At 67.3% G+C, this 26,740-nt stretch carries 21 protein-coding genes; 9 read left to right on the top strand and 12 right to left on the bottom strand.

Annotation, left to right across the window (positions count from 1 at the left end; genetic code table 11):
* Window positions 1-46 precede the first annotated feature (46 nt).
* Window positions 47-1,243 (bottom strand): MFS transporter, encoded by a 1,197-nt coding sequence (locus tag VRZ77_RS16235; RefSeq protein ID WP_414593646.1) that lies wholly within the window; start codon window positions 1,241-1,243, stop codon window positions 47-49.
* 552 nt (window positions 1,244-1,795) lie between these two features.
* Here VRZ77_RS16235 and VRZ77_RS16230 point away from each other — a divergent pair.
* The 3 genes from VRZ77_RS16230 to VRZ77_RS16220 all read left to right on the top strand — a co-directional run bounded on the left by VRZ77_RS16230 (window position 1,796) and on the right by VRZ77_RS16220 (window position 6,594).
* Window positions 1,796-5,509 (top strand): vitamin B12-dependent ribonucleotide reductase, encoded by a 3,714-nt coding sequence (locus VRZ77_RS16230; RefSeq protein WP_414593645.1) that lies wholly within the window; start codon window positions 1,796-1,798, stop codon window positions 5,507-5,509.
* A 107-nt stretch (window positions 5,510-5,616) separates the two neighbouring features.
* Entirely contained in the window at window positions 5,617-5,997 is a 381-nt protein-coding gene (locus tag VRZ77_RS16225; RefSeq protein WP_414593644.1) for a GFA family protein, read from the top strand.
* Between the two features lie 60 nt (window positions 5,998-6,057).
* Window positions 6,058-6,594, top strand: coding sequence for a GNAT family N-acetyltransferase (locus VRZ77_RS16220; protein WP_414593643.1), 537 nt, complete (start codon window positions 6,058-6,060; stop codon window positions 6,592-6,594).
* Window positions 6,595-6,701: 107 nt separating this feature from the next.
* On the opposite strand, the gene VRZ77_RS16215 is transcribed toward VRZ77_RS16220, so the two are convergent.
* From VRZ77_RS16215 to VRZ77_RS16200, 4 genes are all read right to left on the bottom strand, one after another.
* The gene (locus VRZ77_RS16215) at window positions 6,702-6,917 is read right to left on the bottom strand and encodes a cold-shock protein (RefSeq protein ID WP_241619192.1); all 216 of its coding nucleotides are present in this window, start codon (window positions 6,915-6,917) and stop codon (window positions 6,702-6,704) included.
* A gap of 292 nt (window positions 6,918-7,209) precedes the next feature.
* Complete coding sequence (locus VRZ77_RS16210; protein ID WP_013165948.1) at window positions 7,210-7,422, bottom strand: cold-shock protein; 213 nt, start codon at window positions 7,420-7,422, stop codon at window positions 7,210-7,212.
* Between the two features lie 266 nt (window positions 7,423-7,688).
* Window positions 7,689-8,009, bottom strand: a complete 321-nt coding sequence (locus VRZ77_RS16205) for a glycine zipper domain-containing protein (RefSeq protein ID WP_414593642.1) — start codon at window positions 8,007-8,009, stop codon at window positions 7,689-7,691.
* 197 nt (window positions 8,010-8,206) lie between these two features.
* The gene (locus VRZ77_RS16200; protein ID WP_414593641.1) at window positions 8,207-10,486 is read right to left on the bottom strand and encodes an NADP-dependent malic enzyme; all 2,280 of its coding nucleotides are present in this window, start codon (window positions 10,484-10,486) and stop codon (window positions 8,207-8,209) included.
* Window positions 10,487-10,644: 158 nt separating this feature from the next.
* Between VRZ77_RS16200 and VRZ77_RS16195 the strand changes: the two genes are divergently transcribed.
* Window positions 10,645-12,645 (top strand): hypothetical protein, encoded by a 2,001-nt coding sequence (locus tag VRZ77_RS16195; RefSeq protein WP_414593640.1) that lies wholly within the window; start codon window positions 10,645-10,647, stop codon window positions 12,643-12,645.
* Between the two features lie 63 nt (window positions 12,646-12,708).
* Here VRZ77_RS16195 and aspS read toward each other — a convergent pair whose 3' ends face one another.
* Entirely contained in the window at window positions 12,709-14,481 is a 1,773-nt protein-coding gene (gene aspS / locus VRZ77_RS16190; protein WP_414593658.1) for an aspartate--tRNA ligase, read from the bottom strand.
* A 153-nt stretch (window positions 14,482-14,634) separates the two neighbouring features.
* The gene (locus tag VRZ77_RS16185; RefSeq protein ID WP_414593639.1) at window positions 14,635-15,102 is read right to left on the bottom strand and encodes a DUF992 domain-containing protein; all 468 of its coding nucleotides are present in this window, start codon (window positions 15,100-15,102) and stop codon (window positions 14,635-14,637) included.
* Between the two features lie 142 nt (window positions 15,103-15,244).
* Here VRZ77_RS16185 and rnd point away from each other — a divergent pair, with 142 nt between their 5' ends.
* Window positions 15,245-16,408, top strand: a complete 1,164-nt coding sequence (gene rnd / locus VRZ77_RS16180; protein ID WP_414593638.1) for a ribonuclease D — start codon at window positions 15,245-15,247, stop codon at window positions 16,406-16,408.
* 96 nt (window positions 16,409-16,504) lie between these two features.
* Here the strand turns inward: rnd and VRZ77_RS16175 are convergent, their stop codons facing one another.
* The 4 genes from VRZ77_RS16175 to VRZ77_RS16160 all read right to left on the bottom strand — a co-directional run bounded on the left by VRZ77_RS16175 (window position 16,505) and on the right by VRZ77_RS16160 (window position 22,156).
* Window positions 16,505-18,019, bottom strand: coding sequence for a Ppx/GppA family phosphatase (locus VRZ77_RS16175; RefSeq protein WP_414593637.1), 1,515 nt, complete (start codon window positions 18,017-18,019; stop codon window positions 16,505-16,507).
* 4 nt (window positions 18,020-18,023) lie between these two features.
* Complete coding sequence (locus tag VRZ77_RS16170) at window positions 18,024-20,147, bottom strand: RNA degradosome polyphosphate kinase (protein ID WP_414593657.1); 2,124 nt, start codon at window positions 20,145-20,147, stop codon at window positions 18,024-18,026.
* A gap of 191 nt (window positions 20,148-20,338) precedes the next feature.
* Window positions 20,339-21,064, bottom strand: coding sequence for a chromosomal replication initiator DnaA (locus VRZ77_RS16165; RefSeq protein ID WP_414593636.1), 726 nt, complete (start codon window positions 21,062-21,064; stop codon window positions 20,339-20,341).
* Between the two features lie 3 nt (window positions 21,065-21,067).
* Window positions 21,068-22,156 (bottom strand): AI-2E family transporter, encoded by a 1,089-nt coding sequence (locus VRZ77_RS16160; protein ID WP_414593635.1) that lies wholly within the window; start codon window positions 22,154-22,156, stop codon window positions 21,068-21,070.
* A gap of 249 nt (window positions 22,157-22,405) precedes the next feature.
* On the opposite strand from VRZ77_RS16160, the gene VRZ77_RS16155 reads away from it, so the two are divergent.
* From VRZ77_RS16155 to VRZ77_RS16140, 4 genes are all read left to right on the top strand, one after another.
* The gene (locus VRZ77_RS16155; protein WP_414593634.1) at window positions 22,406-23,551 is read left to right on the top strand and encodes a benzoate/H(+) symporter BenE family transporter; all 1,146 of its coding nucleotides are present in this window, start codon (window positions 22,406-22,408) and stop codon (window positions 23,549-23,551) included.
* 74 nt (window positions 23,552-23,625) lie between these two features.
* Window positions 23,626-24,708 (top strand): phosphoribosylformylglycinamidine cyclo-ligase, encoded by a 1,083-nt coding sequence (gene purM, locus VRZ77_RS16150; protein WP_414593633.1) that lies wholly within the window; start codon window positions 23,626-23,628, stop codon window positions 24,706-24,708.
* Window positions 24,705-25,358: a phosphoribosylglycinamide formyltransferase gene (purN, locus tag VRZ77_RS16145; RefSeq protein ID WP_414593632.1), complete on the top strand. Its 654-nt coding sequence runs from the start codon at window positions 24,705-24,707 to the stop codon at window positions 25,356-25,358. The genes purM and purN overlap by 4 nt, the downstream gene beginning before the upstream one ends.
* 194 nt (window positions 25,359-25,552) lie before the next feature.
* On the top strand, window positions 25,553-25,900 hold the full coding sequence (locus VRZ77_RS16140; RefSeq protein WP_414593656.1) for a DUF6790 family protein: 348 nt from the start codon (window positions 25,553-25,555) through the stop codon (window positions 25,898-25,900).
* Window positions 25,901-25,904: 4 nt separating this feature from the next.
* Here the strand turns inward: VRZ77_RS16140 and VRZ77_RS16135 are convergent, their stop codons facing one another.
* Window positions 25,905-26,735 (bottom strand): transglutaminase-like domain-containing protein, encoded by an 831-nt coding sequence (locus VRZ77_RS16135; protein WP_414593631.1) that lies wholly within the window; start codon window positions 26,733-26,735, stop codon window positions 25,905-25,907.
* Window positions 26,736-26,740: the final 5 nt, after the last annotated feature.

Raw genomic sequence — 26,740 nt, 5'->3', positions numbered from 1 at the left:
CATCCGCGCCCGCTCCTGTCCAGACGCGAGCGGGCGCGTGCGACGGTTACGCACGGCGCGAGCGGAACTCGCTCAGGTAATAAAGCACCGCAAGGAGCAGAATGGCGCAGCCCGCCAGCGTGACATAGGCCCAGCCGCCATGCTCGTAGAGCGGGCTGGCCAGTGCCGAGCCGGTGGCGCCACCGAGGAAGAACAGCGCGATATAGAGCGCGTTCAGCCGCGCGCGAATGTCCGGCGCCAGCATGAAGATGGCCCGCTGGCCAAGCACGAGATTCGCGGTCACCGCCACGTCGAGCACAATGGCGCCGGCCACGAGGATGCCGACCGAGGCGTTGTTCGCCCCGATCTCGGTGATCGCCATGCCGGCGAAGGCCAGCAGCAGCATCGCTCCGGTGGCCGCGCGCGACCAGCCGCGGTCGGCGACCCAGCCGGCCAGCGGCGACACCACCACGCTCGCCGCACCTGCCAGCGCGAACAGGGCGATGGCCTGCTGGCCGAAGCCGAATTCCGGGCCGATCAGCAGGAGCGGCACCGCGGTCCAGAACAGGGTGAACACGCCGAACATCGCCGCCTGATAGGCCGCGCGGCGGCGCAGCAGCGGCTGCGACAGGAACAGCGGCAGCAGCGAGCCGACCAGCGCGCCATAGCCCACCTGCCCTTGCGGCCGGCGATGGGGCAGCGCCGCGCGCAGGCCGAGCGCAAGGCCAAGCATCAGCAGCGCGGCCAGCGCAAACACCGCGCGCCAGCCGAACCAGTGCGCGATCATGCTGGACACCGGGCGGGCGAGCAGGATGCCGGTCATCAGCCCGGACACCACGCTGCCGACCTTGCGCCCGCGCTCGGCAGGATGGGCGAGATGGGCGGCAAACGGCACCGCGATCTGCGCCACCACCGAGCCGACGCCATAGAGCAGCGCGGCAGCGAGGAAGAGCGCCGGCCCGGTGGCGGCGAAAGCGAGCGAAAGCCCGGCGGCGGCGCAGATCAGGATGGTGGCGATCAGCGCCCGATTCTCCACGATGTCGCCAAGCGGCACCAGCAGAAGGAGGCCCAATATGTAGCCCACCTGCCCGACCGTGACGACGAGGCTGGCCATGGTCTCGTCGAGACCGATGTCGCCGGCGATCAGGGCGATGAGCGGCTGGGCGTAATAGAGATTGGCCGCGCCGGCGCCGGCGGCCAGCGCCAGCAGGAAAAAGGTGATGTTACCGGCGCCATGCGAGGGCGCGTGTGCATGTGTGTTCATGTGCGGAAACCTTGGCCTGAACGGCCCAAACCATAAGGAGTTGCGCCCCATTTGGAGTGTGGCCCCGCCGCTGTCCAGATGGCGCTGCGGCAGGTGTTTTCCATTTGCACGTCGCCAGTTGGATTGCGCATCTGGCGGCTGCGCCCCATGCTTGCCCTCGTCAGCCGATTCTGGCGCAGCGCATATCAGTCCCGCTGTGGCCAGAGAGTACGGCGCGCAATCCCCATTGTTCAGCTTGTTAGAAACCGAAAACGGTTGCGTCGCGTCTGGAATCCCGCCCGCGTCAAATCGGCGTTAAGGTGGTCGAAAGGATTGCCGACCCACACTATATGTAGATGACGGATCGATGGCGTCCACAAGGGATTGTCACCAAGAGGATTGCCAGCCCGGAGGAATCGCGGCAACTTCATGGCACATTCAAGGGTTCCGGCCGCGCCGGAAATTCCGACAAATCGCCATGAAGCCCGCTGACGCAGCAGCTGCGTCCGGCGCAAGTATTTTTGACCTTTAGATCGTGCGTCCATCCGTCGGGACGCCATGGGAGCGAACAACATGCGCATCGAGCGCCGCTACACCAAGGCCGGCCGTTCTCCCTATGCGGACATCGCCTTCCGCAAGGTGACGAGCGAGATTCGCAACCCCGACGGGTCGATCGTGTTCCGCCTCGAAAACATCGAGGTGCCCGAGCATTTCTCGCAGGTCGCGAGCGACATCCTCGCCCAGAAGTATTTCCGCAAGGCCGGCGTGCCCGCGCGGCTTAAGAAGGTCGAGGAAGAGACCGTCCCCTCCTTCCTGTGGCGCGGCGCGGCCGATGAGAAGGCGCTCGGCGCGCTTCCCGAGGCCGAACGCTTCGTCGGCGAGATTTCCTCCACCCAGGTGTTCGACCGTCTCGCCGGCACCTGGACCTATTGGGGCTGGAAGGGCGGCTATTTCGACAGCGAGGACGACGCGCAGGCGTTCTTCGACGAGCACCGCTACATGCTCGCCATGCAGATGGCCGCGCCGAACTCGCCGCAGTGGTTCAACACCGGCCTGCACTGGGCCTATGGCATCGACGGGCCGAGCCAGGGCCATTTCTACGTCGATTACGCCACCGGCAAGCTGACCCGCTCCAAGACCTCCTACGAGCACCCCCAGCCGCATGCCTGCTTCATCCAGTCGGTCTCGGACGATCTGGTGAACGAAGGTGGCATCATGGACCTGTGGGTGCGCGAGGCGCGCCTGTTCAAGTACGGCTCCGGCACCGGCTCCAACTTCTCCGCGCTGCGCGGCGAGGGTGAGCGCCTGTCCGGCGGCGGCCGTTCCTCGGGCCTGATGAGCTTCCTGAAGATCGGCGACCGCGCGGCGGGCGCTATCAAGTCGGGCGGCACCACGCGCCGCGCCGCCAAGATGGTCGTGGTCGACGCCGACCATCCCGATATCGAGACCTATGTCGACTGGAAGGTGAAGGAGGAGCAGAAGGTTGCCGCCCTCGTCACCGGCTCCAAGACCGTCGCCAAGCACATGAAGGCCGTGATGAAGGCCTGCGTGAACTGCGAGGGCGAGGGCGAGGATTGCTACGACCCCGAGAAGAACCCGGTGCTCAAGCGCGAGATCCGCGCCGCCAAGAAGGCGCAGGTACCGGAGAACTACATCCGCCGCGTCATCCAGTTCGCGCGCCAGGGCTACACTGACATCGATTTCCCGATCTACGACACCGACTGGGATTCGGAGGCGTACCTCACCGTCGCCGGCCAGAACTCCAATAATTCGGTGCGCGTGGACGACGCCTTCCTCAACGCGGTGAAGGCCGATGCCGACTGGAACCTGACCAGCCGCACGACCGGCAAGATCACCAAGACTTTGAAGGCGGCCGAGCTGTGGGAAAAGATCGGCCATGCCGCCTGGGCCTGCGCCGATCCCGGCATCCAGTTCCACACCACCATCAATGACTGGCACACCAGCCCGGCCGGCGGCCCGATCCGCGCCTCCAACCCGTGCTCGGAATACATGTTCCTCGACGACACGGCGTGCAACCTCGCCTCGCTGAACCTCCTGCAGTTCCGCCGTGCCGACGGCTCGTTCGACGTCGAGAGCTACGAGCATGCCTGCCGCCTGTGGACGGTGGTGCTGGAAATCTCGATCCTGATGGCGCAGTTCCCCTCCAAGGAAATCGCCAAGCTGTCCTACGAGTACCGCACGCTGGGTCTCGGCTACGCCAATATTGGCGGCCTGCTGATGACCTCTGGCATCCCCTATGACTCGGCCGAGGGCCGCGCCTATTGCGGCGCGCTGACCGCGATCATGACCGGCGTCTCCTATGCCACCTCGGCGGAGATGGCCAAGGAGCTTGGCCCGTTCCCGCAGTACAAGCCGAACGCGCCGCACATGCTGCGCGTGATCCGCAACCATCGCCGCGCCGCCTATGGCGAGGCCGAGGGCTATGAGGCGCTGTCCACCAATCCGGTGCCGCTCGATCACGCCGCCTGCCCGCAGCCGATCCTGATCGAGCGCGCCAAGGCGACCTGGGACCGGGCGCTGGAGCTTGGCATCGAGCACGGCTACCGCAACGCCCAGACCACGCTGCTCGCGCCCACCGGCACGATCGGCCTGGTGATGGACTGCGACACCACCGGCATCGAGCCCGATTTCGCGCTCGTGAAGTTCAAGAAGCTGGCCGGCGGCGGCTACTTCAAGATCATCAACCGCGCCGTGCCGGAGGCGCTGCGCACGCTCGGCTACAGCGAGAGCCAGATTGCCGAGATCGAAGTCTATGCGGTCGGCCACGGCACGATCGCGCAGGCCCCGGCGATCAATCACTCGACGCTGCGCGCCAAGGGCTTCGACGACGCTATGCTGGCCAAGATCGATGCCGGCGCGAAGTCGGCCTTCGACGTCAAGTTCATCCTCAACCGCTGGACGCTCGGCGACGAGGCGATGGCCAAGCTCGGCGTGCCCGCCGAGAAGCTCGCCGACCCGGCTTTCGACCTGCTGAGCTTCCTCGGCTTCTCGAAGAAGGACATCGAAGCCGCGAACATCCATGTCTGCGGCGCCATGACCCTGGAAGGCGCGCCCTTCCTCAAGACCGAGCACTATCCCGTCTTCGACTGCGCCAATCCGTGCGGGCGCATCGGCAAGCGCTACCTCTCGGTGGAAAGCCACATCCACATGATGGCGGCGGCGCAGCCCTTCCTCTCGGGCGCGATCTCCAAGACCATCAACATGCCGAACGAGGCCACCGTCGAGGACTGCAAGGAGGCCTATCTCCTGTCCTGGCGCCTCGCGCTCAAGGCCAACGCGCTCTATCGCGACGGCTCCAAGCTCTCGCAGCCGCTGAACTCCCAGCTCATCGCCGACGAGGACGACGAGGAGGAGGACGCGATCGAGGCGCTGCTGGAGAAGCCCGCCGCCGCCCGCGCCACCCAGATCGTGGAGAAGGTGGTCGAGAAGGTCGTCGAGCGCATCGTCGAGGTTCACAGCCGCGAGAAGATGCCGGACCGCCGCAAGGGCTACACCCAGAAGGCAGTGGTCGGCGGCCACAAGGTCTATCTGCGCACCGGCGAGTATGATGACGGCCGCCTCGGCGAGATCTTCATCGATATGCACAAGGAAGGCGCGGCGCTGCGTTCCTTCATCAACAACTTCGCCATCTCGGTGTCGCTGGGCCTCCAGTACGGCGTGCCGCTGGAGGAGTATGTCGACGCCTTCACCTTCACCCGCTTCGAGCCTGCCGGCCCGGTGCAGGGCAATGAGGTGATCAAGTACGCGACCTCGATCCTCGACTACATCTTCCGCGAACTCGCCGTGTCCTATCTCGGCCGCAACGATCTCGGCCATGTCGACCAGTCGGAATCCAATTTCGACGCGCTCGGCAAGGGCGTGGAGGAAGGCAAGCCGATGCCGACCCCGGCGACGCGCATGGTCTCCAAGGGCCTGACGCGCGGCAAGGCGGTCGGGCTGATGGTGATGCCCGGCGGCGCGGTCGCCGGCACCACCACGGCGGCGGGTGGCTCCAACGTCACCGCGCTGCGCGGCGGCGGGCTGACGCAGGGCGCGACGGCACTGAAGTCGGAACCCGAGGAAGAGGCCGGCACCGCCGCCCTCCCCTGGTCGGCTCCCGCTCCCACCGTGGCGGCGGCCCAGCCGACCAAGGCCGAGGCCCGCGCCATGGCCCGCGCCAAGGGCTATGAGGGCGAGGCCTGCCCCGAGTGCCAGAACTTCACCATGGTGCGCAACGGCACCTGCCTGAAGTGCGAGACCTGCGGCGGCACCACCGGGTGCAGCTGAGCCCTGCCTCTTGAAACCTGAAACGGCCGGGCGACCCCCGGCCGTTTTCGTTTGACCATCCCCCGGCCAGGAGCGCCCCACCCTCACACGCGACGAGGACATCCCGCATGAACGACGAGACCGCCAGCACGCCCCTGCCCCCGCTGCATTCCGGCGGCTGCCATTGCGGCGCGGTGCGCTTCGAGACGAGGGTGGACCTCTCGCATGTCATCACCTGCAATTGCTCGATCTGCACCGCCAAGGGCCTGCTGCTGGCCTTCACACCGGCGGAGAACTTCACGCTCCAGCAGGGCGGGGACCGGCTGAACGAATATCGCTTCAACCGGCATGTCATCGGCCATATGTTCTGCACCGCCTGCGGCACCGAACCGTTCGCCCGCGCCACTACGCCGGACGGCGTGCCGATGGTGGCACTCAATGTGCGCTGCCTCGACGGGGTGGATATCGCCGCGCTCAACCCCATGCCCTATGACGGGCGCAACAGCTGACACGCCCGCAGGCGTCCTCGCCTGTGGAACAACGGACGGGGCCCGGCCCCGCATCTCCTCATGGTCGACATTCCCACCCTTCTGACGCCGCGCCTGAAGCTGCGCGCCTACCGGCTCGACGACTTCGACACCTATGCCGCGATGTGGCAGGAACCCGCCGTGGTGCGCTTCATCGGCGGGACGTCGCGCCCGCGCGAGGCGTCCTGGGCCAGCTTCCTGCGGCAGATGGGCGGCTGGCACCATCTCGGCTTCGGCTTCTTCGCCATCGAGGACCGGGAGAGCGGCGCCTTCATCGGCGAGGCCGGATTCCACGACCTCAAGCGCGCGCTGGTGCCCTCGATCGAGGGCACGATGGAGACCGGCTGGGTGCTGGCCGGCGCGATGCAGGGCAAGGGCCTCGCCGAGGAGGCGATGCGCGCCGCGCTCGGCTGGGCGCGCGAGCACGGCAAGGGCGAGCGGCTGACCTGCATGATCGAGGTGGAACACGCCGCCTCGCTCCATGTCGCCGGCAAGCTCGGCTTCACGACCTTCGCCCGCGCCACCTATAACGGCAAGGATGTAACGCTGCTGGAGCGCCCGCGCCTTCTGGCACCATGAGTGGGTGTGAGATCCACGCGCGCAATGAAAAAGCCGCCGATCCGGCGGGATCAGCGGCTTTCCATGTTGGTCACCAAACGCCGGGCGGCACGCCCAGCGAGAGCCGATCAGCCCACGCGCAGATTGACCGCAGAGGTCTTGCCCGAACGCTGGTCGGTCTGCAGCTCGAAGGAAACCTTCTCGCCGTCGCGCAGGCCCTGCAGGCCCGAGCGCTGCACGGCGCTGATGTGCACGAACACATCCTTGCCGCTGTTATCGGGCTGGATGAAACCATAGCCCTTCTGGTCGTTGAACCACTTCACGGTGCCGGTCTGGGTGGACATAGTCGGTAGTCTCTCGCATCGAGGTTGCACATGGCGGCCGGACAACTGCACTGCCGGTCGTTTGTTCGAATTTGGAAGAAAATCTGAACGTGCACCGGCACTAGAGCCTAGTGAAACGAGCCAGTCGTCAAGCCAAAGTCTGTGCAGACACTAGACGGAATGCGAGACAATGCAAGCCTGCCGCCGCGTCAAAAACGGGGCCGCACAACGAGAAAACCGCCATTCTTCGCAGAATGGCGATCTTCTAAACTGGTAGAGGCGTGGCTAAGCCGCCCGGTCCGGAAAGCGCCGCTCAGAGCGGACGCAGGTTGACCGCAGAGGTCTTACCGGAACGCTGGTCGGTCTGGAGCTCGAAGGAGATCTTCTCGCCGTCGCGCAGGCCCTGGAGGCCGGAGCGCTGAACCGCACTGATATGGACGAAAACGTCCTTGCCGCCGCTATCGGGCTGGATGAAGCCGTAGCCCTTCTGCTCGTTGAACCACTTCACGGTGCCGGTATCAGCCATAGAAAACAACCTTCGGAAGACCACATTTTGACAGTGGGCGGGTGCCGCGGCATCCCGCCAAGCTCAGCCGCGTTTTTGGAAACAAGAGGATTCCGCCAGCATGGCGACCCAGTCATGAGGCCAAATTCGTGCTGCGTCCAGATTGGTCAAGATTGTGGCTTTTGCACGGCAGGACCCGCCGCAAAAACGCCTTGTTTTCACAGCCGCGCGACGCGATTAGGCCGCGCGGGTGGTTTTGAAGGGCTAAACCGCGAAAAAACGCAGCCTCAACGGCAGCGACGACGGTCGACGCGGGTCACGCGGCCGTTGGAATTGCGGAAATAGCAATTGCCGCTGCGCCAGAAATAATACGAGCGCGCGTTGCGCCGCGACTGGCTGCCGATGACCGCGCCGGTGCCGGCGCCGATCGCCGCGCCGGTCAGCGCCCCGCGGCCGGTCCCGGTCACCGCTCCGCCGATCACCGCGCCGGAAACACCGCCGATCGCGGCGCCACGGGCGGCATTGCTCTGCGCCGAGGCCGGAACGGCCTGGGAGAAGGCGAGCACGGCAAGGGCCGCCGCCGCGACCAGGGACAGGCGAAACGTCATGGCACGATCTCCGACATATTCGGGCACGCGGCCCTTCGTCCAAAAAGACAGGGCCGCGAACATGGTTCACGGCCCCAGCCCCCATCTCTTACTACCGCCCCGCCGCCCTTCTCGCCAGAGGCGCGGCGCACCGCACCTCCTCGCATAGGAAGGAAAGCTCGGGCCGGAGGGACGGGACAGGCCCGCCCCCTCGCGCGTCACACGCCCTGCGCCTCGACGACGGCGATGGCGGTCATGTTGACGACGCCGCGCGCGGTCACCGACGGGGTGAGGATGTGCGCCGGGCGCGCCGTGCCGAGCAGGATCGGCCCGACGGGGAGCGAATCGCCGAACACCTTCACCATCTGGTAGGCGATGTTGGCGGCGTCGATGTTCGGCATGACGAGAATGTTCGCCACGCCCTGCAGCCGGCCACCGGGCAGCACGCGCTCGCGCATCTGCGGCAGCAGCGCGCTGTCGCCTTCCATTTCGCCGTCGACCATCAGCGTGGGCTCGCGCTCCAGCAGCAGTTCCACCGCGCGGCGCATCTTGCGGGCGCCGTCGTCCTCGCGGGTGCCGAAATCGGAGTGCGAGAGCATCGCGATCTTCGGCTCGATGCCGAAGCGGCGCACATGGGCCGCCGCCAGCGCCGACATCTCCGCCAGTTCCTCGGCGGTGGGGTCGCTGGTGACCTGCGTGTCGCACAGGAAGAACGCGCCCTTCTGGGTCAGCAGCATGGAGAGCGCCGAGACGTCCGACACTCCCGGCGCCAGGCCGATGATGGTGCGGATATGGCGCAGATGGCGGATGAAACGCCCCTCGACGCCGCACAGCATGGTGTCGGCATCGCCGCGCATCACCGCCAGCGCCGCGATCACGGTCGGGGTGGTGCGCACCAGCGTGCGGGCGAGTTCGGGCGTCACGCCGCGGCGGCCGGCCAGTTCGACATAGGTATTCACATAATCGCGATAGCGCGGATCATCGTCCGGGTTCACCAGATCGAAATCGCGGCCGGGGCGGATCGACAGGCCGAAGCGTTCCAGACGGGTGTCGATCACCTGCGGACGGCCGATCAGGATCGGGCGGGCGAGGCCCTCCTCCACCACCACCTGCGCGGCGCGCAGGATGCGCTCGTCCTCGCCTTCGGCGTAGATCACGCGCTTGGGCGCCTGCTTCGCCATCGCGAACAGCGGCTTCATCACCAGGCCGGAGCGGAACACGAAGCGGTCCAGCCCCTCCATATAGGCATCGAAATCGGCGATCGGCCGGCGCGCGACGCCGGATTCCATGGCCGCCCTCGCCACCGCCGGCGCGACGCGCAGGATTAGGCGCGGGTCGAAGGGCGAGGGAATCAGCGAGGTCGGGCCGAACACCGGGGTCTCGCCGCCATAGGCGCGTGCCACCACGTCGGAGGGCGTCTCGCGGGCGAGCTCGGCGATGGCGTTCACCGCCGCCACCTTCATCTCCTCGTTGATCGTGGTCGCGCCGGCATCCAGCGCGCCGCGGAAGATGAAGGGGAAGCACAGGACGTTGTTGACCTGGTTCGGGAAGTCCGAGCGGCCGGTGCAGATCATGGCGTCCGGACGCGCCTCGCGGGCGAGGTCGGGCATGATTTCCGGGGTCGGGTTGGCCAGCGCCATGATCACCGGGTTCGGCGCCATGGCTTTCAGCATCTCGGGTTTGAGCACGCCGCCGGCCGACAGGCCGATGAAGATGTCCGCGCCCTCGATCGATTCGGCGATGGTGCGCTTGTCGGTCTTCTGGGCGAAGGCGCCCTTATAGGGGTCCATCAGCGTGGTGCGGCCTTCATAGACCAGCCCCTCGATGTCGTTCACCCAGATGTTCTCGCGCTTGGCGCCCATCGAGACCAGAAGGTTCAGCGTGGCGATCGCCGCCGCGCCGGCGCCGGAGGTGACGATCTTCACCTCGTCGATCTTCTTGCCCCCTAGGAACAGCGCGTTGACGATGCCGGCGGCGATGGTGATCGCGGTGCCGTGCTGATCGTCGTGAAACACCGGGATGTTCATCTTCTCGCGCAGGCGCGTCTCGATCTCGAAGCATTCCGGGGACTTGATGTCTTCCAGATTGATGCCGCCGAAGGTCGGCTCCAGCGCGGCCACGACCGAGACGACATGGTCCGGCTCCAGCGCATTGATCTCGATATCGAACACGTCGATGCCGGCGAACTTCTTGAACAGGACCGCCTTGCCTTCCATGACCGGCTTGGAGGCTTCCGGCCCGATATTTCCGAGCCCGAGAACCGCCGTGCCGTTGGAGACCACCGCGACCAGATTCTGGCGGCCGGTGAGTTCGGCAACCAGGGAGGTGTCTGCGGCGATCGCCTCGCACACCGCTGCGACGCCCGGCGTATAGGCCAGGGCCAGATCGCGCTGGTTGGCGAGCGGCTTGGTCGGCTGGATTTCGAGCTTACCCGGCCGCGGCAGGCGATGATAAATCATCGCGCCCGAGCGCAGGTCATCAGAAATATACGAGGCCATAGCTTTTCCTTCCCCGAACTGCCGGCAAGTGGGCTCTTCCCCCGCCGTACAACGAGTCTCGGTTTTTGTAATGCCCGCGATCGGGCTGTTGGAATAAGATTTCCGCAGGGCAACGCGATTCAGCACGGATCGCCAGTGCCGCTCCAGGTCGTGGTCGCATGCGCAAATCGTTTCTAGTCGGGCTGATCGCTCTGCTCGCCGCCGGGGTTGGCGGCTATTTCGGGTTCACACTTTATGTCGGCTACCAGGCACGGCAACAGGTCGACGCGTTTTTTCTCAACCTCAAAGCCGCTGGTATCGAGGGAAGCAGCGGCAAGGTCGAGTTCGACGCCTTCGACGGCCGGCTCGATATAGACGACCTCGTGTTTTCTGTCGCGGGCCAGGGCACGCTGAAAATCGCCAGCTTCACCGCCGAAGGCCTCTCGCAGACCGCGCCGAACCGCATGAGCGCGAAGCGGATCGATTTCCACGGCGTGAGCTTTGCCGGCCCGCTGCCGTTCTCCCCGGGCGTCGAGGGGCGTTACGACGCGCCGCTGATCGAATTGACCGGCGTGGACGGGCCGACCGAGGTGGTCGCCTCGGGTCCCGATCCGGCGCAGCTCGTGCTCGCCCTCATCGAAGAGACCACGATCACCAAGATCGCGATCCCCGGCGCCACCGGCTCCACCCGCGCGGGGACCGGGGCCTATCTCGTCGAGACCGACATAAGCCATGGCGCGGTGACCGTCGAGACGCTCGACAAGGGCCGCATCGCCGCCCTGACGCTGGAGCCGTCGAGCTTCCGCATCGCCGGCGCGGGGACTGACGCGGGCGCCGGCCGGATCGGCCGCGTCACCGCGAGTGGCGTCGACCTCGCCGGCGGCCTGATCCTGCTCGATCCCAAGCGGCGGCCGGCCGAGACCGGCTACCGCACGCTCTACGGAATGATCACCGTCGACGGCTACGAGGTCAGCACGGATAACGGCCTGCACCAGAGCTGGAAGACCATGGAGCTGCGCGACATTGCGCTGAAGCCCTCCGCGGTGCCCGTCGAAAACCTGCTGGCGACGGCCCAGCGCGTGCAGCTTCAGGTCGGGCGCGGCGAGCCGGCCGCGACCGATGACACGGCCGAACTGCTGCGCGGCGTGGCCGACATCTACGATGCGATGCGCCTCGGCAGCGCGACGCTGACCGGGCTGGAGACCACGCAGCCGGACGGCTCCAAGGCGCAGCTCGCCACCATGAAGGTCGGCGCGCTGGATGCCGGGGTGCTGTCGCAGATCACGCTCGAAGGCTTCACCGGCACCGACGGCCCGGACAAGCCGGCGAGCTTCGAGCGGCTCACGCTCGGCGGGCTGCGTCCCGGCGCCATGATGCGGATGGCGGCCGACAGCGTCGACGATCCCGACGCCACCGGCGACATCGGCTTCCTGATGCGCGGCTTCGGGCTGCTCGGGCGCTTCGAGCTGCTCAATGCCAAGGCGACGATGACCAAGGGCAAGGACCCGGCGACCATCGACAAGCTTCAGCTCGCCTGGACCGCGAGCGAGGGCGCGCTGCCGACGCAGTTCTCCGCCACGCTGCGCGCTGCCGGCCCGACCGACGCGCTGGACACCGGCCAGCCGGCCGCGCAGGTGCTGCCGGAGGGCATCGCCCGCGCCAGCATCGCGCTCGACCTCGGCGCGCAGTGGAATGCGGGCGAGCAGAGCGTGACCGTGACGCCGGTCTATCTGGAGATTTCCGACGCCTTCTCGCTGAATGCCGGCGCGGTGTTCACCGACGTCGACAGCTCGATCTTCTCCGACGAGCCCGAGGGCGTGACGGCGGCGGCGCTGGCGGCCAATCTCGCCTCGCTGGAGGTGACGCTGGTGGATTCCGGCCTCTACCAGCAGAAGCTCGACGAGGCGGCGCAGCAGCAGGGCATTCCGGCCGAGACGCTGCGCCAGCTGTTCGCCGGCTTTGCCGAGCTGCTCCTGGGGCAGACCGTCTCGGAGCGTCCCGAGCTCGACCCGGCGGTGCAGGCGCTGGTCGCCTTCCTGCAGAAGCCGATGGGCACGATCGCGCTGCGCGTCACCCCGCGCGGCGACGCGCTGACCGTGCTGACCATCATGCAGGCGCTGCAGGACGACCCGACCAGCCTGATCGACGAGGTCGAGGTCGAGGTGATCGACACGCCCTGACGAAAAAGCCCGGCGGGAGCACCGCCGGGCTTTTCGCGAAGTCTTGCAGTGAGCGCGCGGCGCTCACTTCTCCTGAATGTTGGTGCGGATGTGCAGCTCGCGCAGCTGGCGGGGCGTCGCCTCGTTGGGGGCGCCCATCAGAATGTCCTGCGCCTGCTGGTTCATCGGGAAGATCGAGATTTCCCGCAGGTTGGTGACGCCGCACAGCAGCATCACGATGCGGTCCACGCCCGCCGCCATGCCGCCATGAGGCGGTGCGCCGTACTGGAAGGCGCGGTACATGCCGCCGAAGCGCTCGACCACCGTCGCCTCGTCATAGCCGGCGAGCTCGAACGCCTTCACCATCGCCTCGGGGCGGTGGTTGCGGATGCCGCCGGAAGCGATCTCGTAGCCGTTGCAGGCGATGTCGTACTGGAACGCCTTGATGGTCAGCGGGTCCTGCCCGTTCAGCGCGTCCAGCCCGCCTTGCGGCATGGAGAACGGGTTGTGCGAGAAGTCGACCTTCTTCTCGTCCTCGTTCCACTCATAGAACGGGAAGTCGACGATCCAGGCGAGCTCGAACCGGTCGAAATCGACGAGCTTCAGCTCCTCGCCGACCTTGGTGCGGGCGCTACCGGCGAACTTGACGAACTTCTCCGGGTTGCCGGCGACGAAGAAGGCGGCGTCGCCGGCGCCGAGGCCGAGCTGCTGGCGGATCGCCTCGGTGCGCTCCGGGCCGATATTATTGGCGAGCGGGCCGGCGCCCTCCCCGCCTTCGCGCCACATGATGTAGCCGAGGCCCGGCTGGCCCTCGCCCTGCGCCCAGGAATTCATCCGGTCGCAGAAGGCGCGCGAACCACCCGTCGGACCGGGGATCGCCCACACCTCGTTCTTCGGGTCTTCGAGCATGCGCGCGAACACCTTGAAGCCGGAACCGCGGAAATGCTCGGAGACGTTCTGCATCTCCAGCGGATTGCGCAGGTCCGGCTTGTCGGTGCCGTATTTGCGCATCGACACCGCATAGGGAATGCGAGGCCAGTTCTTGGTCACCGGCTTACCCTCGGCGAACTGCTCGAACACGCCGGTGATCACCGGCTCGACGGCGGCGAACACGTCTTCCTGCTCGACGAAGCTCATCTCCAGGTCGAGCTGGTAGAACTCGCCCGGCAGGCGGTCAGCGCGCGGGTCCTCATCGCGGAAGCAGGGGGCGATCTGGAAGTAGCGGTCGAAGCCGCTCATCATGATCAGCTGCTTGTACTGCTGCGGCGCCTGCGGCAGCGCGTAGAACTTGCCGGGGTGCAGGCGGGACGGCACCAGGAAGTCACGCGCGCCCTCGGGCGAGGAGGCGGTGAGGATCGGGGTCTGGAACTCGAAGAAGCCCTGCCCCTTCATCTTCGCGCGCATGGCGTCGATGATGGCGCCGCGGGTCATGATGTTCTTGTGCAGCTTCTCGCGGCGCAGGTCGAGGAAGCGATAGCGCAGGCGCGTTTCTTCCGGGTAGTCGATATCGCCGAACACCGGGAGCGGCAGCTCGGCGGCGGGGCCCAGCACCTCGATCTCGGTGGCGTAGAGCTCGACCTCGCCAGTCGGCAGCTCGGGATTGACGGTGCCTTCGGGGCGGTTGCGCACGCGGCCATCGACGCGGATCACCCATTCCGAGCGCACGGTCTCGGCCAGCTTGAAGGCCGGGCTGTCGGGATCGACCACAACCTGGGTCAGGCCGTAATGGTCGCGCAGATCGATGAACAGCACGCCGCCATGGTCGCGGATGCGGTGGCACCAGCCCGAGAGGCGGGCGGTGGTGCCGACATCTCCGGCGCGAAGGGCTCCGCAGGTGTGAGAGCGATAGCGGTGCATAGTCATGATTTTCCGACCGGACTGACGACAGGCAAACGAAAACACCCCTCCGGGGCGACCCAAGGGGCGCGCGGAGGGGTGCAATGCCTAACCAGCCTTGTCAAGGAATTCCGCACGCGGACGGGCCCAGTGCGGCCTTGCGGGAGCCCGGAATCAGGGGACGTAGCGCAGGGTCAGGCCGGCGACGCCGAGCGCGAGCGAGGCGCCGACATTGCCTTCGACCGACACCGGGTTGAGCGCGAAGGAATTGCTCGAACCGACCAGCACATTGGCGCCGACGCCGACGCCGAGCGCGACATTGCCGGTGGCGCCGGCATATTTGCCGGCCAGCGCGCCGGCCTGAACCTGCTTGGCCACCGCCAGCACGCCCCAGGTCATCACGCCGCCGCCGGTGACGCCGAGATCGAGGCCCACGGTCTCGATGGTGCCGGCATAATTCTGGACCGCGCTGTTGTCGGCCGGCGTGAAGGTGCAGGTCAGCTCCTGCTTCGAGGTGACCAGCAGCCCGATCGAGGTGCCGGCATTGCAGACCAGCACGCCGGCATCGACCTTGTCGGCGGCAGAGGCCGGCAGGGCGCCAAGGACCACGGCGCAGGCGGCGGCGAGAAGCACGTTCTTCATGGTGATTTCCTCACATCGGCCAGCTCCGCTGCCGGCTCGAATCCGACGCACAGATTAGCCCCGCATGGTTAATGCTTCGGTACTAAATCTGCGCAATTGCCTGTCGTCTCCCGCGCGCGACTCCGTTATGAAGCATGTAGCCATGGATATGATCACAACGACAGACGCCCTCGCCGCGGCCTGCGAACGGCTGGCCCGCCACCCGTTCGTGACCGTCGATACCGAATTCCTGCGGGAGACCACCTTCTGGCCGAAGCTGTGCGTCGTGCAGCTCGCCAGCCCCGACGAGGCGGTGGTGATCGACGCGGTTGCCGACGGGCTCGACCTTGCGCCCTTCTTCGCGCTGATGGCGGATGAGAAGGTGCTGAAGGTGTTCCATGCCGGAAGGCAGGACATCGAGATCGTCTGGCATCTCGCCGGGATCATCCCGCACCCGGTGTTCGACACCCAGGTCGCGGCCATGGTGCTCGGCCATGGCGATTCCATTTCCTACGACCAGCTCGTGCAGCGCCTTACCGGCGAAGTGCTCGACAAGTCGCTGCGCTTCACCGACTGGTCGCGCCGCCCGCTCTCCGCCGCGCAGATCGCCTATGCCGAAGCCGACGTCACCCATCTGCGCGACGTGTTCCGCAAGCTCGACGCCGACCTCAAGAAGCGCGGGCGCGCCGACTGGGTGGGCGAGGAGATGGCGGTGCTCACCTCGCCGGAGACCTATCGCCAGGAGCCCGAGCGCGCCTGGGAGCGGCTGAAGGCCCGCGCGCGAAAGCCCAAGGACCTGGCCGTGCTGATGGAGGTCGCGGCGTGGCGCGAGCGTGAGGCGCAGTCGCGCGACATGCCGCGCTCCCGCATCCTCAAGGACGATGTGATCGCCGAGATCGCCTCACAGCATCCGACCACGCCGGAACGGCTCGGCCATCTGCGCTCGATCCCCAAGGGCTTCGAGCGCTCGCGCTCGGGCGAGCAGATCATCGAGGCGGTGCAGGCGGGCCTTGCGCGCGACCCGAAGACGCTGCCGCGCATCGAGCGCGACCGCCCGCTTTCCAACGGCGCCTCGGCGACGGTGGAGCTTCTCAAGGTGCTGCTGCGCATGACCTCGGAGCAGCACGGCGTCGCCGCCAAGGTGATCGCGACGGTGGACGACCTCGAACGCATCGCCGCCGAGGACGAGCCGAACGTCCAGCCGCTGCACGGCTGGCGGCGGGAGCTGTTCGGCGAGCAGGCGCTGGCGCTTAAGGCCGGGCGCCTCGCGCTCGCCATGCAGCGCGGCCGGGTGATCGCGCTGGAGCGCGAGGCGAAGCCGGTCTGAACGAAGCCGCCTTCAGGATGACGGCTCTCAGCGTCGGCCATGGCCGACGCTAAACACGCCGTCCCAAGGCACGGCCCTTTGCCGTCAAGAATGGGCTCAGGTCACCACTACCGGCTCGCGGCCGATCAGCCGTGCCAGCGTGCGCACGCGGCTGTTGATGCGGTCACCGGCGAGCGGGGCGAGATCGCCTTCGAGATGCAGCGTCAGCTTGCCCTTGTCGACGGTGAGCGGCGCCAATGGCAGCGTGCCCGGCATCGCCGCCGAGAGGATGTAGCCAACCCGCATCACCGCGCCGAGGATGCGCGCGCGGTCGAGGAAGCGGGTCGAGACCAGCTCGCGGATGCGCGGCGACAGATCCTCGTCGATCAGCCCGACATGGCGGTAATAGATCGCCAGCGCCAGGAAGGCGCGGCCGGGATGATCGAGACCGATGAAGGCGGCGTGCGCGATCAGGTTCAGCGCCTGCTCGCCGCGATAATCGGGATGGGCGCGCCAGCTTATATCCGCCAGCAGGCAGGCGGCATGGCGCAGCCGCTTCTCCTCGACGCTCTCCTCGATGCCGGTCGAGGCCATGAAGCGATCGGTCCAGGCGATCAGTTCCCAGCCATGGGCGGGCGAGCGTGAGCGCAGTTCGTTGAGCTCCGAGGTCGCGGAGAGCAGCGGGTCGACCGTGCGGTCGGCCTCGGGCAGCAGCTCGAACAGCAGCCCCTCGCGCACGCCCTGCGCCGAGACGAAGATGTTCGCCGGCTTGCCGATGCGGATGATGTGCTCCAGCACCAGCGCGCCATAGGCGAGCAGCGGCCGGCGAACTTCCGACACCGTGTCGATGCGTGACAGCGTGTCGATGGGCACGCGGCGCACCAGGCGCACGAATTCCAGCATCTCCTTGGCCGGCACGATATAGCCGTGCATCACATGCAGCGGATAGCCGCGCTGGAACATGTGCAGCCGCGCCAGCGCGCGCCACGTGCCGCCCACCGCGTAGAAGGTGCGGCCCTTGAGGTGATCGAGGTGCTTGTCCTTGGCGAAGGCGTCCTTGACGATTTTGTCGGCCTTCTTCAGCGAGCGGCCGGAAGTGTCCTGAAGCGCCAGCCCGCCGAGCGGAAAGGTGACGCCGCTGCCGATCTTGTGGCCGTGCAGCTCCGCCAGCTCCAGCGAGCCGCCGCCCAGATCACCCACCACGCCATTGGCGTGATAGACGCCCGAGACGATGCCGAGCGCGGAAAGCTGCGCCTCGCGCTTGCCCGAGAGCAGTTCGACATCGGCGCGGCAGATTTCGGCGCAGGCGCGCACGAATTCCGGCCCGTTGGACGCGTCCCGCGCCGCGGCGGTGGCGAGCACATAGAGCTTGCCGACGCCCATGCGGTCGCACAGCACGCGGAAGCGGCGCAGGGCGGCAAGCGCCTTGGCCACCGCCTCGGCGTTCAGCCGCCCGGTGGTGAGCACCTCGCGGCCGAGGCCGCAGGAGGCCTTCTCGTTGAAGATCGGCGTCGGCGAGCGCGACAGGCGCTCATAGACCACCAGACGAACCGAGTTGGAGCCGATGTCGATAACGGCGGTCGGCGCCCCGGAAACGAGGCCGTTGGCGGCCCCGCTCAGCATCTCGCTCATGCGGTCACGCGCGGTTGCGACGGCGGACGAGGCTGCGCGGCGAGGAGTCCTTGAGCGATTTTCCACGTCCCGACAGGCTCGGATTGGTCATGAAATACTGCTGGGCGTTGAATGCTTCCTCGCCCTCAGCCGGCACTATGCGTTGAGACGAGCCGTCCGGCAACACGCGCCAGCTCTGCTGGTTGTCCTGAAGGTTGGCAACCATGATCTGGTCGAGGATCTGCATGTGCACCGTCGGATTGGTGATCGGGCACAGCGATTCCACGCGCCGGTCGAGATTGCGCGGCATCAGGTCGGCGGAGGAGATGTAGACCGCCGCCTCCGGGTGCGGCAGGCCGTGCCCGTTGCCGAAGGCGTAGATGCGGGGATGTTCGAGGAAGCGGCCGACGATCGACTTCACGCGGATGTTCTCCGAGAACCCCGGCACGCCGGGCCGCAGGCAGCAGATGCCGCGCACCACGATGTCGATCTGCACGCCGGCCTGGCTGGCGCGGTAGAGCGCGTCGATCACGGTGGGGTCGACCAGCGCGTTCATCTTCAGCCAGATCACCGCCGGGCGGCCGGCGCGAGCAAACTCGATCTCGGCGTTGATGTGGTCGATGATGCGCTTCTTGAGCGTCAGCGGGGCGATCGCCATCGCCTCCAGCTCCGCCGGCTCGGCATAGCCGGTGATGAAGTTGAAGATGCGCGCCACGTCGCGGCCGATCACCGGGTCGGCGGTGAAGAACGACAGGTCGGTATAGATGCGCGCCGTGATCGGGTGGTAATTGCCGGTGCCGACATGGCAGTAGCTGGCGAGTTGGCCGCCCTCGCGGCGCACCACCAGCGAGAGCTTGGCGTGGGTCTTCAGCTCCAGGAAGCCGAACACCACCTGCACGCCGGCGCGCTCCAGATCGCGGGCCCAGCGGATATTGGCTTCCTCGTCGAAGCGGGCCTTGAGTTCGACCAGCGCGGTCACCGATTTGCCGGCCTCCGCCGCCTCGGCCAGCGCCTTGACGATCGGGCTGTCGGAGGAGGTGCGGTACAGCGTCTGCTTGATGGCGACGACATTAGGGTCGCGCGCCGCCTGCCGCAGGAACTGGATCACCGCATCAAAGGATTCGTAGGGGTGGTGGACCACGAGGTCCTTCTCGCGGATGGCGGCGAAGCAGTCGCCGGCATGGTCGCGGATGCGCTCGGGGAAGCGCGGATTATAGGGCTTGAACTTGAGGTCGGGCCGGTCGACGCCGACGAGCTGGCTGAACTCGTTCAACGCCAGCACGCCGTCGACCAGCATCACCTCGTCGGCCTTGATGCCGAGTTCGCGGGTGACGAAGTTGCGCAGTTCCTCGGGCATGGAAGCATCGACCTCCAGCCGGATCACCGTGCCGAGACGGCGCCGCTTCAGCGCGCTCTCGAACAGGCGCATCAGGTCCTCGGCCTCTTCCTCGACTTCGAGGTCGCTGTCGCGGATGACACGGAAACCGCCCTGGCCCTTCACCTGATAGCCGGGGAACAGGCGGCCGATGAACAGGCCGATCATCTGTTCCAGCGTGATGAAGCGCTGGACGCCGTTCTCGCCGTCCGGCAGCCGGATGAAGCGGTCGATCTTCGCCGGCACGCGGATCAGCGCGTTCATGGCGCGGCCGTCGCTGATGCGCGCGAGCTGGAGCGCCAGCGAGAAGCCGAGATTGGGGATGAACGGGAACGGATGCGCCGGATCGATGGCGAGCGGCGTCAGCACCGGGAAGACGTGGGCGAGGAAGAACTCGTCGAGCACCGCGCGATCGGGCTTGAGCACGTCCGCACCATCGACCAGTTCGACGCCGACAGCCTTCAATTCGACGCGCAGGCCGCGCCAGCGCGCCTGCTGGTCGTTGGCAAGGCCGGCCACCGCCTCGCTGATCAGCGGAAGCTGCTCGGCCGGGGTGAGGCCGTCGGGGCTCTTGCCGCCATAGCCCTCGCGCACCTGCTCCTTGAGGCCGGCCACGCGGACCATGAAGAACTCGTCGAGATTATTCGCCGAGATCGACAGGAAGCGCAGCTGCTCCAGCAGCGGATGGGCGCTGTTCGACGCCTCTTCCAGCACGCGGCGGTTGAACTGGAGCCAGGACAGCTCGCGATTGATGAAGCGTTCCGGGGACGCCATCAGATCGGCTTCCAGGGTCGTCGGCTGCACCGCCTCCGCCGTCTCCGGTACAACTTCCAGCACCGGCTGCCTCTCGGTATCGGCCACGATGTCGGCTCCCTTGCTCTTGCTCGCTACCCGCTTGGTTCGCCGGGAAGTTCGCCGCGCTTCATGACCGCTGGATGACATTGAGATCTTAACCTTAGGTCAACTCAAGTGAATGGGAAGCCGGCGGACGACGCATCGCCCTCCGCCTCGTCGGTTTGCGTGCGCTCGCGCAGCAGTTCGGCCGCCAATGCGCGGGTCAGAGGCCGCTTGCGGGCGAGCGCCTCGCGGTCCAGCGCTGCGACGAGGTCGCGCAGCGCCCCGATGGAGCGCTCGACCCGCGGCAGAAGATAGCTCAGCAGCGCGTCGTCTGGGGAAATCTGCCGGTCGGCGAAAAGTTTCACCGCGACCATGGCCAGCAGACGGTCGTCCGGCGCGCCGAGGCTCACCGCCGGCATCGCCCGCAGCCGCGAGGCGAGATCGCGCGTGGTCACCTCCTGCGCCAACGCGGCCGGCAGGCGGCGCGTGGTGACCAGCACGCTCGCGCGCTGTTCATTGGCGAGATTGATGAGGTGGAACAGCGCCGTCTCATCGAACGGTCCCTCGCCGAGGTCCTCCAGAACCAGCGCGCCGCCGGCCAGCAGCGAGGGCACCGCCGCCGCCTCCAGCTTTGCTGCCGGTAGGACCGGGGCGCCGGCCTCCTCGGCGAAGATCGCGGCGAGATGGGACTTGCCGGAGCCTTCCGGCCCGCTCAGCGCCACCAGTCGCGCCGGCCAGTCCGGCCAGGCATCGATCAGCGCCAGCGCCGCTTCATTGGCGGGAGCGGGCAGGAAATCGGCCCGCGCGCGGCTTTCCGCATGCGGCAGGTCGAGGGGAAGCTGGCGCGTGGCCATGGCCTAGCTCATCAGCCCGTCTTCGGCGGGCGGCTCCTCGCCGGTGTAGAGCGGGCTCGCCAGATATTGCTTGATGGCGAAGCGCACCAGCACGCCTGCCGCCGCCGCCAGCGGCACCGCCAGCAGCAGGCCGAGGAAGCCGAGCAGATAACCGAAGGCCAGCAGGGCGAACATCAGCCACACCGGATGCAGCCCGACGCTCTCGCCCACCAGCTTGGGCTGGAGGATGTAGCCCTCGATGAACTGGCCGAAGAAGAAGATGCACAGCACGACCACGATCATGGTGTAGTCCGGGAAGAACTGCACCACCGCGACGCCGGCCGCCAGCACCAGCCCGGTGAGCGAACCGACATAGGGGATGAAGGTAATCATCCCCGAAACCAGACCGATGACGAAGCCGAAATTCAGCCCCGCGACGGTCAGGCTTAGCGCGTAATAGAGGCCGAGGATCACGCAGACCGCCGACTGGCCGCGCACGAATCCTGCGATCGCGTGATCCATCTCGGTCGCCAGCTCGCGAAGCTGCGGACGCTGCTTCACCGGCAGCCAGGAATCCACCTTGTCGATCATGCCGTTCCAGTCGTTCAGCATGTAGAAGGCGACGACCGGGGTGATGACCAGCAGCGAGAACACCGAGAGCAGCGCCTGCCCGCCGGTCCAGATCGATTGCAGCAGGGTCAGCAGATAGGCCGCGCCTTGGGTGGCGAGGTCGCTGAGCCCCTGCCGGATCTGCGGCATGCGGTCGCCGATCACCGAGCGCAGCCAGTCCGCCTTCTCGCCCGTCGCAAGATTCTGCAGCTTCACGATGTACTCGGGCAGGTTCTGGATGAAGGCGGCGAGTTGCGAGGAGAAGATCGGGAGCACCAGCAGCAGCAGCGCGATGCCGAGCAGCAGGGTCACGGCGATGGTGAGCAGCGAGGCCAGCAGCCGGTTCATGCCCAGCCGCTCAATCCGTGTGGTGACCGGGTTGAGGAAATAGGCCAGCGCCATACCGGCGACGAAGGGCAGCAGCACGCTGGACAGCAGCCAGCAGGCGAGCACGAACACCGCCAGCATCGAAAGCCAGAACGTCACCTGCTTATGCCAGATCATGCTGCCGTCCGAAGGTCCCGAGGGATGCCGCCCGCCCTGCTTCAATACCCGAGCAGGGGTTGAAGTTCGGTTGAGGCCATTGATACAGCAAAATCTTGCGTGTGCGATGCACAAGCGCCGGCGCCCCCATCATTCGCCGCGCCGGCGGGCGCCCCCTCCCTTCGTACCCGTGACGCGGCGGCGACGGCGTGGCACAAGGCGGGAAGCTTCCTGTGCCTCCTGCTCCTTTCGACTGCCGCGATGATCTCCATGCGCTTTTCCGTCCTCACCTCCGCCGTCGTCGCCGCGCTGGTCGGCTTTGGCGGAACCATCGCCATCGTCGTCGCGGCCTCGCAGGCGGCGGGGGCCAATCCGGAGCAGATTTCCTCGGGCGTGGTCGGGCTGTGCCTCTCCATGGCCGCGACCAGCGCCTTCCTCGGCTGGCGCCACAAGCTGCCGATCATCACCGCCTGGTCGACGCCCGGCGCGGCGCTGGTGGCCGGTTCGCAGGGGCTTTCGATCGAGGTCGCGGTCGGCGCCTTCCTCATGGTGGCGGCGCTGATTCTCGTCACCGCCGCGGTGAAGCCGCTCGGCGCGCTGGTTCAGCGCCTGCCGGTGGCGGTGGCCGCCGCTATGCTGGCGGGCGTGCTGTTCCGCTTCTGCACCGCCGTGTTCACCAGCGCGCAGGTCGACCCGATGCTGGTGCTGCCGCTGGTGGTGCTGTTCCTGGTGGCGCGGCGCATCAACCCGTTCGGGGGCGTGCTGGCGGTGCTGGGTGTGGGCATCGCCTTCGCGTTCTTCCTCGGCGAGGTGGCGCCGCTGCCCGAACATATGCCGCTGCCGACGCTCACACTGATCTGGCCCGCATTCGACCTTCAGGCGCTGATCGGCATCGGCCTGCCGCTCTATCTCGTCACCATGGCCTCGCAGAACCTGCCGGGCTTCGCGGTGCTTCAGGCGGCCGGCTACACGCCGCCGACACGCTCGATTCTCGCGGTGACCGGCCTCGCCTCGCTGATCACCGCGCCGTTCGGCTCGCTCACCACCAATCTCGCGGCGATCACCGCCTCGATCTGCACCGGGCCGGACGCCCATCCCGATCCGGCTAAGCGCTGGATGGCGAGCCCGTGCTACGGCCTGTTCTACATCCTGCTCGCCATTGCCGGCGCGGCGCTGGTGGCCCTGATCGCCGCGCTGCCGGCGGCGCTGATTGCCACCTTCGCCGGCCTCGCCTTGCTGGGGCCGCTGGTGAACGCGCTCGGCACCGCGATGGGCGATCCGGCCCGCCGCTTCCCGGCGGTGCTGACGCTCGCGGTCACGGCCTCGGGCGTCTCGATGGCGGGCATCGGTTCGGCATTCTGGGGTCTTGCCGCCGGCCTGATCGCGCTTGGCATCGACCATGCCGGGCGGCGCTGACACCCTTGCGCGCGCGCCGCGCCTTGCGAGGCGGCGGATAAGCGGCTAATCCGCCTCTCAATCCTCGGGAGCCAATGATGAGCGGTACGGAAAAAGGCCTCAGCTATCGTGATGCGGGCGTCGATATCGATGCCGGCAACCGGCTGGTCGATCTGATCAAGCCGCTGGTCAAGGCGACGCGCCGCGCCGGCGCGGATGCCGATATCGGCGGTTTCGGCGGCGTGTTCGATCCCAAGGCGGCGGGGTTCAAGGACCCGCTGATCGTCGCGACCACGGATGGCGTCGGCACCAAGCTCAAGATCGCCATCGAGACCGGCCGCCACGAAACCATCGGCATCGACCTGGTGGCGATGTGCGTCAACGATCTCGTGGTGCAGGGCGCCGAGCCGCTGTTCTTCCTCGACTATTTCGCTACCGGGAAGCTCGCTCCCGATGTCGGGGCCAAGATCGTCGCCGGCATCGCCAAGGGCTGCACGGAATCCGGCTGCGCGCTGATCGGCGGCGAGACCGCCGAGATGCCCGGCATGTATGCCGAGGGGGACTATGATCTCGCCGGCTTCTCGGTCGGCGCGGTGGAGCGCGGCGAATTGCTGCCCTCCCCCAATGTGCGCCCCGGCGACGTGCTGCTCGGCCTCGCCTCCTCCGGCGTGCACTCCAACGGCTATTCGCTGGTGCGCCGCATCGTCGAGGTCTCGGGGCTCGGCTGGGATGCACCCGCGCCGTTCCACAAGGGCCAGACGCTGGGCGAGGCGCTGCTCACCCCGACGCGGCTTTATGTGAAGTCGGTGCTTGGGGCGATCCGCTCGACCGGCAAGGTGAAGGCGCTTGCCCACATTACCGGCGGCGGCTTGACCGAGAACCTGCCGCGCGTGCTGCCCAAACACACGGTCGGGCGCATCGACCTCGACGGGCTCACCGTGCCGCCGGTGTTCCGCTGGCTGGCGCAGACCGGCAACGTCGCCCCGGACGAGATGCTGCGCGCCTTCAACTGCGGCATCGGCATGGTGGTGGTCTGTGCCCCGGAGGATGCCGAGACCGTCGCGGATGCGCTGGCCGATGGCGGTGAGGAAGTCACGCATCTGGGCTGCATCGAGCCCGGCGAGGGCGCGGCGCACACCGTCTATGACGGCACGCTCGCGCTGGACGCCCCGCTGTGAGCCGCGCGCGCGTCGCGGTCCTGATCTCGGGCCGCGGCTCGAACATGATGTCGCTGCTGGAAGCCGCTGCGGCGCCTGATTACCCGGCCGAAATCGTGCGCGTGATCTCCAACCGGCCGGACGCCCACGGGCTGGTGCGCGCTGAGGCTGCCGGCATCGCGACGCTCGCCATCGACCACAAGGCCTATGCCGACCGCGAGAGCTTCGACGCCGCGCTCGACGCCGCGCTGGAAGAGGCGCAGGTCGATATCGTGTGCCTCGCCGGCTTCATGCGCCTGCTCACCCCCGGTTTCACGCAGAAATGGCGCGGACGGATGATCAACATCCACCCGGCGCTGTTGCCGAGCTTCAAGGGCCTGCACACCCATGAGCGCGCGCTGGCCGAGGGCGTGAAGATCCACGGCTGTACCGTGCATTTCGTGACGCCGGAGATGGATGTCGGCCCGATCATCATCCAGGCCGCCGTCCCGGTGCTGGAGGGCGACACCCCGGACACGCTGGGCGCGCGCGTGCTGGCGCAGGAGCATGTGATCTACCCCGCCGCGCTGCGCCTCGTCACTGAAGGTCGCGCGCGCATCGTGGAGAACCGCGTCGCGATCGACGAGTTCGAGCTCGCCCCGCCGGCGCTGGTGGTGCCGCCGGCGATCTAGATTTACGGCGATACCGCTTGCCGGACGGGTGGGAACGTTCGATCCTCTGCGCGAAAGTCGTGCACCGTCGGGATATGCGAGCGGCAAGGGGAACGCGATGATTGAGGCGGCGATCGCCTTCGTGCTGGGCAACCTGCCGGCACTCCTGTTCGTCGGCGCCTTCGTCATGGCGGCGCTGACGAGAAGCCCCACTTATTATCCCGCCCGCCTTCTGGGCCGGCTTCTTCCACATTGTATTCCCGCACATGGCGGCGGCCAGCATCGGCTGGGAGGTCAGCCCGTTCCAGTTCGAGATCGGTGTGGCGGATGCCGCCATCGGCGTCGTTGCCATCCTCTCCTTCTGGCGCTCGCTGGCGTTCAAGGCGCCGGTGGTCGGCTATTACAGCCTGTTCTCCTTCGGTGTCGCTTACGGCCATTTCCGCGAGGCATTTGAGGCCGGCGACACCTCGAAGAACAATTTCGGGCTGCTTCTGGTCATCACGCTGATCTACGCCGTGCTGCTGCCGGTGCTTTACGTGCTGGCGCGCCGGAAAAGCACCTGAGCGTTCAGGCGATCCCCACCGCGCGCACGGTGGGCTCCTCCTCGGCACCGGTGTCCGAGGCCTCGATCCCGACCTTCATTCCGGTCATCTCGGCCTCGCCATAGATCGTGGCAAAGGCCGCATCCGCCGCGTCGCGCCCGACACCGATCCGCACCAGCCCCTGAAGCGCGGCCTTGCGGGTCGGGTCGAACAGATACCAGGCATCGCCGAGGTAGGCCTCGAATACCGCGTGGAAATCCGGCGGATCGAGCTGCCACGCATAAGCGCTGGCGAAGCGCGCGGGGATTCCGAGCGCCCGGCAGAAGGCGATCGCCAGATGCGCGAAGTCGCGGCACACGCCGGCGCGCAGCACCATGGTGTCATAGGCCGAGGTCTGCGAATCCGAGGTGCCGCTCTGGTAGTCGACATGCTCGTAGATCCAGTTGCAGATCTGCGTCACCCGGCCATGGCCCGGCGGCAACGCGCCGAATTCGCGATGGGCGAAGCGCGCCAGCAGGTCGGACTGGCAGTAGCGGCTGGGATTGAGATAGGGCGCGAGTTCGAGCGGCAGTTCGGGGATGGGAACCTCGCGCACGGTCGCGGGGTCGGCGTCGTGCATGTCGAGCGCGACCTCGGCGTCATAGTTCACCGAGAACGGGCCGGGCTGCACCATGACGCGCACGAGGCGCGTCCCGCTTTCGCTGGCGACATGGCGGTCCAGCGCCTGCGGCGGATCGAGCACCAGGCTCTCGGAGAGGATGCGCTGGTTGCGCAGCGCGGCAGCCTCGACATTCAGGATGAACAGCGTGGGCTGCTTCACCTCATAGTCGAGGCGGGAGGAGACGCGGAATTTCATCGGGC

The organism is Ancylobacter sp. G4_0304 (assembly GCF_047501495.1).
Lineage (GTDB): Bacteria > Pseudomonadota > Alphaproteobacteria > Rhizobiales > Xanthobacteraceae > Ancylobacter.
The sequence above is the reverse complement of the archived record's forward strand: the minus strand, read 5'-3'. Positions and strand labels throughout refer to the sequence as shown.

Coding starts and splice junctions, on each gene's coding strand:
- VRZ77_RS16235 (WP_414593646.1), bottom strand. CDS start 1,243: ATGAACACACATGCACACGCGCCCTCGCATGGCGCCGGTAACATCACC.
- VRZ77_RS16230 (WP_414593645.1), top strand. CDS start 1,796: ATGCGCATCGAGCGCCGCTACACCAAGGCCGGCCGTTCTCCCTATGCG.
- VRZ77_RS16225 (WP_414593644.1), top strand. CDS start 5,617: ATGAACGACGAGACCGCCAGCACGCCCCTGCCCCCGCTGCATTCCGGC.
- VRZ77_RS16220 (WP_414593643.1), top strand. CDS start 6,058: ATGGTCGACATTCCCACCCTTCTGACGCCGCGCCTGAAGCTGCGCGCC.
- VRZ77_RS16215 (WP_241619192.1), bottom strand. CDS start 6,917: ATGTCCACCCAGACCGGCACCGTGAAGTGGTTCAACGACCAGAAGGGC.
- VRZ77_RS16210 (WP_013165948.1), bottom strand. CDS start 7,422: ATGGCTGATACCGGCACCGTGAAGTGGTTCAACGAGCAGAAGGGCTAC.
- VRZ77_RS16205 (WP_414593642.1), bottom strand. CDS start 8,009: ATGACGTTTCGCCTGTCCCTGGTCGCGGCGGCGGCCCTTGCCGTGCTC.
- VRZ77_RS16200 (WP_414593641.1), bottom strand. CDS start 10,486: ATGGCCTCGTATATTTCTGATGACCTGCGCTCGGGCGCGATGATTTAT.
- VRZ77_RS16195 (WP_414593640.1), top strand. CDS start 10,645: ATGCGCAAATCGTTTCTAGTCGGGCTGATCGCTCTGCTCGCCGCCGGG.
- aspS (WP_414593658.1), bottom strand. CDS start 14,481: ATGCACCGCTATCGCTCTCACACCTGCGGAGCCCTTCGCGCCGGAGAT.
- VRZ77_RS16185 (WP_414593639.1), bottom strand. CDS start 15,102: ATGAAGAACGTGCTTCTCGCCGCCGCCTGCGCCGTGGTCCTTGGCGCC.
- rnd (WP_414593638.1), top strand. CDS start 15,245: ATGGATATGATCACAACGACAGACGCCCTCGCCGCGGCCTGCGAACGG.
- VRZ77_RS16175 (WP_414593637.1), bottom strand. CDS start 18,019: ATGAGCGAGATGCTGAGCGGGGCCGCCAACGGCCTCGTTTCCGGGGCG.
- VRZ77_RS16170 (WP_414593657.1), bottom strand. CDS start 20,147: ATGGCGTCCCCGGAACGCTTCATCAATCGCGAGCTGTCCTGGCTCCAG.
- VRZ77_RS16165 (WP_414593636.1), bottom strand. CDS start 21,064: ATGGCCACGCGCCAGCTTCCCCTCGACCTGCCGCATGCGGAAAGCCGC.
- VRZ77_RS16160 (WP_414593635.1), bottom strand. CDS start 22,156: ATGATCTGGCATAAGCAGGTGACGTTCTGGCTTTCGATGCTGGCGGTG.
- VRZ77_RS16155 (WP_414593634.1), top strand. CDS start 22,406: ATGCGCTTTTCCGTCCTCACCTCCGCCGTCGTCGCCGCGCTGGTCGGC.
- purM (WP_414593633.1), top strand. CDS start 23,626: ATGATGAGCGGTACGGAAAAAGGCCTCAGCTATCGTGATGCGGGCGTC.
- VRZ77_RS16135 (WP_414593631.1), bottom strand. CDS start 26,735: ATGAAATTCCGCGTCTCCTCCCGCCTCGACTATGAGGTGAAGCAGCCC.